General features: G+C 69.2%; 3 protein-coding genes. 1 reads left to right on the plus strand and 2 read right to left on the minus strand.

The genetic code is table 11. The annotated features are described in order from the left end of the window. Window positions 1–984, minus strand: a 984-nt coding sequence (locus tag QH283_RS02690) for a TerC family protein (RefSeq protein WP_280501429.1), incomplete at its 3' end; no start/stop codon positions are given. A 214-nt stretch (window positions 985–1,198) separates the two neighbouring features. On the opposite strand from QH283_RS02690, the gene QH283_RS02695 reads away from it, so the two are divergent. Beyond that, window positions 1,199–1,882, plus strand: coding sequence for a GAP family protein (locus QH283_RS02695; protein WP_280501430.1), 684 nt, complete (start codon window positions 1,199–1,201; stop codon window positions 1,880–1,882). Window positions 1,883–1,894: 12 nt separating this feature from the next. Here QH283_RS02695 and QH283_RS02700 read toward each other — a convergent pair. Next, window positions 1,895–3,616 (minus strand): DNA translocase FtsK (locus tag QH283_RS02700; protein WP_280501431.1); only part of this gene is annotated, 1,722 nt, incomplete at its 5' end.

The following is a 3,616-nucleotide window of genomic DNA, read 5'->3' on the forward strand; positions in this document are numbered from 1 at the left end:
GGGGGGGGGGGGGCCCCGCCGGCGGGTCTTGATCAGGCTGGCCACCGTGGCCACCGCCAGCACACCGAGGATCACCCCGAGCGAGACCGGCGTGGAGACCTCCGGCACCGCCACGTGCTCGCCGCCGTTGACCCACGGCAGCGTGTTCTCGTGCAGGGCGTGCAGCACCAGCTTCACACCGATGAAGGCCAGGATCGCGGCGAGGCCGTAGGACAGGTACACCAGCCGGTCGAGCAGGCCGCCGATGAGGAAGTACAGCTGGCGCAGGCCCATGAGGGCGAAGGCGTTGGCCGTGAACACCAGGTAGGGCTGCTCGGTCAGGCCGTAGATCGCCGGGATGGAGTCCAGGGCGAACAGCAGGTCGGTGAAGCCGATGGCGACCAGCGCCAGCAGCAGCGGCGTGGCCACGCGCTTGCCGTCGACGCGGGTGATCAGCCGGTCGCGGTCGTACTCCTCGGTGGTGGGCAGCACCTTCTCGGCAAAGGCGACGATCCTGCTGTCGCGCTGCTGCTCGGCCTCCACCTCGTGGCCGCTCTCGCGCAGCAGCTTGGCCGCCGTGTAGATCAAGAACAGACCGAACAGGTAGAACACCCAGCTGAACGCGTTGATCGCGGCCGCGCCGACGGCGATGAACGCGCCGCGCATGACCAGCGCGAGCACGATGCCGATCAACAGCACCTTCTGCTGGTAGATCCTCGGCACCGCGAAGGTGGACATGATGATCAGGAAGACGAACAGGTTGTCGACCGACAACGCTTTCTCGGTGACGAAGCCGGCGTAGTACTCCCCCGTGTAGGTCGATCCCCAACGCCAGGCCACGTAGCCGCCGAAGGCCAGCGCCAGGCCGACGTAGACCGCCGACCAGAAGCCGGATTCACGGAAGCTGGGTTCGTGCGGGGTGCGGACGTGGGCGTAGAAGTCGAAGACGAACAGGGCGAGCACCACGGCGATGGTGATCACCCACTCGAGCGCGCTCACCTGCATGCTGGACTCCGTTCGTCGGCCACGACCGCCATCATGCCCGAAATGTCCGGTACCTCGGGGGTGCGCACCTCGCTCCTCATGCTCGCACACCACGGCATCCACGCAGGTCACAGCCCATGCCACAGATTCGATCTCGACCGCGTCCGCCCGCGACCGCCGTGATCACCATCACCCTCGGCTCGGCTGCGCGCGGCCCGCGTATCTTCGGACGACGATGCTCACTCTGCTCCCCGCGCTCGCCGGCTTCGCCTTCCTCGACTCCCTCGATCTGCTGCTGGTCGGCGTCACCGCCGCGGTGATCTTCGACAGCAGGCTGCGCAGGCGCTCCCCGGTGCCTGCCGGACTCGGTTTCCTGACCGGCGTGCTCACCGCCACGGTGACCTTCGGCGTGTGCACCGTGCTCGGCATCGGCTGGCTGACCGATCTGTTCGACTTCCGCCTCACCCCGGCCGTCCGGTTCCGCGGCGAACTGCTGGCGGGCACCGTGCTGCTCGTCCTCGCCGCCCTGCCCGCCACCGGTGAACGCAGCGCGCCGCCGGCACGGGCGGTGGAACTTCGCGGCAGGCCGGGCGTGCTCGCCCTGGCCGGGCTGGCGATCGGCGTCGTCCAATCCACCACGTCGGTGCCCTACCTAGCGGCGCTGGCGATGCTCTCCGCCTACCACGCCTCGGCGACCGTCTGGCCCGCCATCCTGCTCGCCTACGGCCTGATCGCGCTGCTGCCGCCCATCCTGCTGCTGATGCTGGCGACCCGCCGGACGGTCGGCGCCCGGCGCGCCTACCGGCGCATCACCAGGGCCGTGACCCGCTACGGGCCGCCCTCGGTGCGCGTCCTGTTCGCCGTGGCAGGCAGCGCCCTGGTCGGCGACGCACTCGCCCACCCCACCGACCTCTGGTGAGCGCGCGGCGGCTCAGTCGGCGGATTCGCCGCCCTCGTCGGGGCCGCCGCCGCGGATGGACAGCAGCAGGCCGTCCAGCTCGTCCGGCTTGACCAGCACATCGCGCGCCTTGGAGCCCTCGCTCGGGCCGACCACGCCCCTGGTCTCCATGAGGTCCATGAGCCGCCCGGCCTTGGCGAAGCCGACCCGCAGCTTGCGCTGCAACATCGAGGTGGAGCCGAACTGCGAGGTGACCACCAGTTCCACCGCCTGCAACAGCAGATCCAGATCGTCGCCGATGTCGGGGTCGACGTCCTTCTTCTCCCCGGCCTTGGCCGCGGTGACGCCCTCCTGGTACTCCGGCTCGGCCTGGTTCTTGGTGAACTCGACGACGGCGTGGATCTCCTCGTCGCTGATGAACGCGCCCTGCAGGCGGGTGGGTTTGCCCGCACCCATCGGCAGGAACAGCCCGTCGCCCATGCCGATCAGCTTCTCGGCGCCCGGCTGGTCGAGGATGACCCTGGAGTCGGTGAGCGAGGAGGTCGCGAAGGCCAGCCGCGAGGGCACGTTCGTCTTGATCAGGCCGGTGACCACGTCGACCGAGGGGCGCTGGGTGGCCAGCACCAGGTGGATGCCCGCCGCGCGCGCCTTCTGGGTGATGCGCACGATCGCGTCCTCCACGTCGCGCGGGGCGGTCATCATCAGGTCCGCCAACTCGTCGACGATGGCGAGGATGTAGGGATACGGGCGGTAGACCCGTTCGCTGCCCAGCGGCGCGGTGATCAGCCCCGACTTGACCTTCTTGTTGAAGTCGTCGATGTGGCGGACCTTGTTGGCCTGCATGTCCTGGTAGCGCTGCTCCATCTCCTCGACCAGCCATGCCAGCGCGGCGGCGGCCTTCTTCGGCTGGGTGATGATGGGCGTGATCAGGTGCGGGATGCCCTCGTAGGGGGTCAGCTCGACCATCTTCGGGTCGATCAGGATCATCCGCACCTCATCGGGCGTTGCCCGTTGCAGCAGCGAGACCAGCATCGAGTTGACGAAGCTGGACTTGCCGGAGCCGGTGGAACCCGCCACCAGCAGGTGCGGCATCTTCGCCAGATTGGCCGAGACGAACTCGCCCTCGATGTTCTTGCCGAGGCCGATCACCAGCGGATGGTGGTCGTTGCGGGTCGAAGGCGCCTTGAGCACGTCGGCCAGGCGAACCAGCTCGCGGTCGGCGTTGGGCACCTCGATGCCGACGGCGGACTTGCCGGGGATCGGGGCCAGCAGGCGCACGTTCTCGGTGGCGACGGCGTAGGCGATGTTGCGGGTGAGCGCGGTGATCTTCTCGACCTTCACACCGGGACCGAGTTCCACCTCGTAGCGGGTGACCGTCGGGCCGCGCACGAAGCCGGTGACCGCGGCGTCGATCTTGAACTGCACCAGCACCTCGGTGATCGCCTCGATCATCGATTCGTTGGCGGCGCTGCGTTTCTTCGGCGGGTCGCCGTCGACGAGCAGGTCCATCGGCGGCAGCGTGTAGTCGCCCTCGATGACCCGGTCGGCCACGAATTCCGGTTCCGGCGGCGGAGGCGGAGTCTGATCGGCGACCTTGGGGGCGGCTCGCTTGCGCGGCTTCGGCGCGGGCTCGGCGGCCGGCGCGGCGGCGATCTGCTTGGGTTCGCGCAACGGTGGCTCGCCGGGCTCGGGATCGCCGAACAGGGTGAGCGGGTCGGCGCCGGCGAACTCGTCGGGCGGATAGTTCTCCACGGG

Origin of the sequence: Nocardia farcinica, assembly GCF_029867845.1 — a bacterium.
Lineage (GTDB): Bacteria > Actinomycetota > Actinomycetes > Mycobacteriales > Mycobacteriaceae > Nocardia > Nocardia farcinica_A.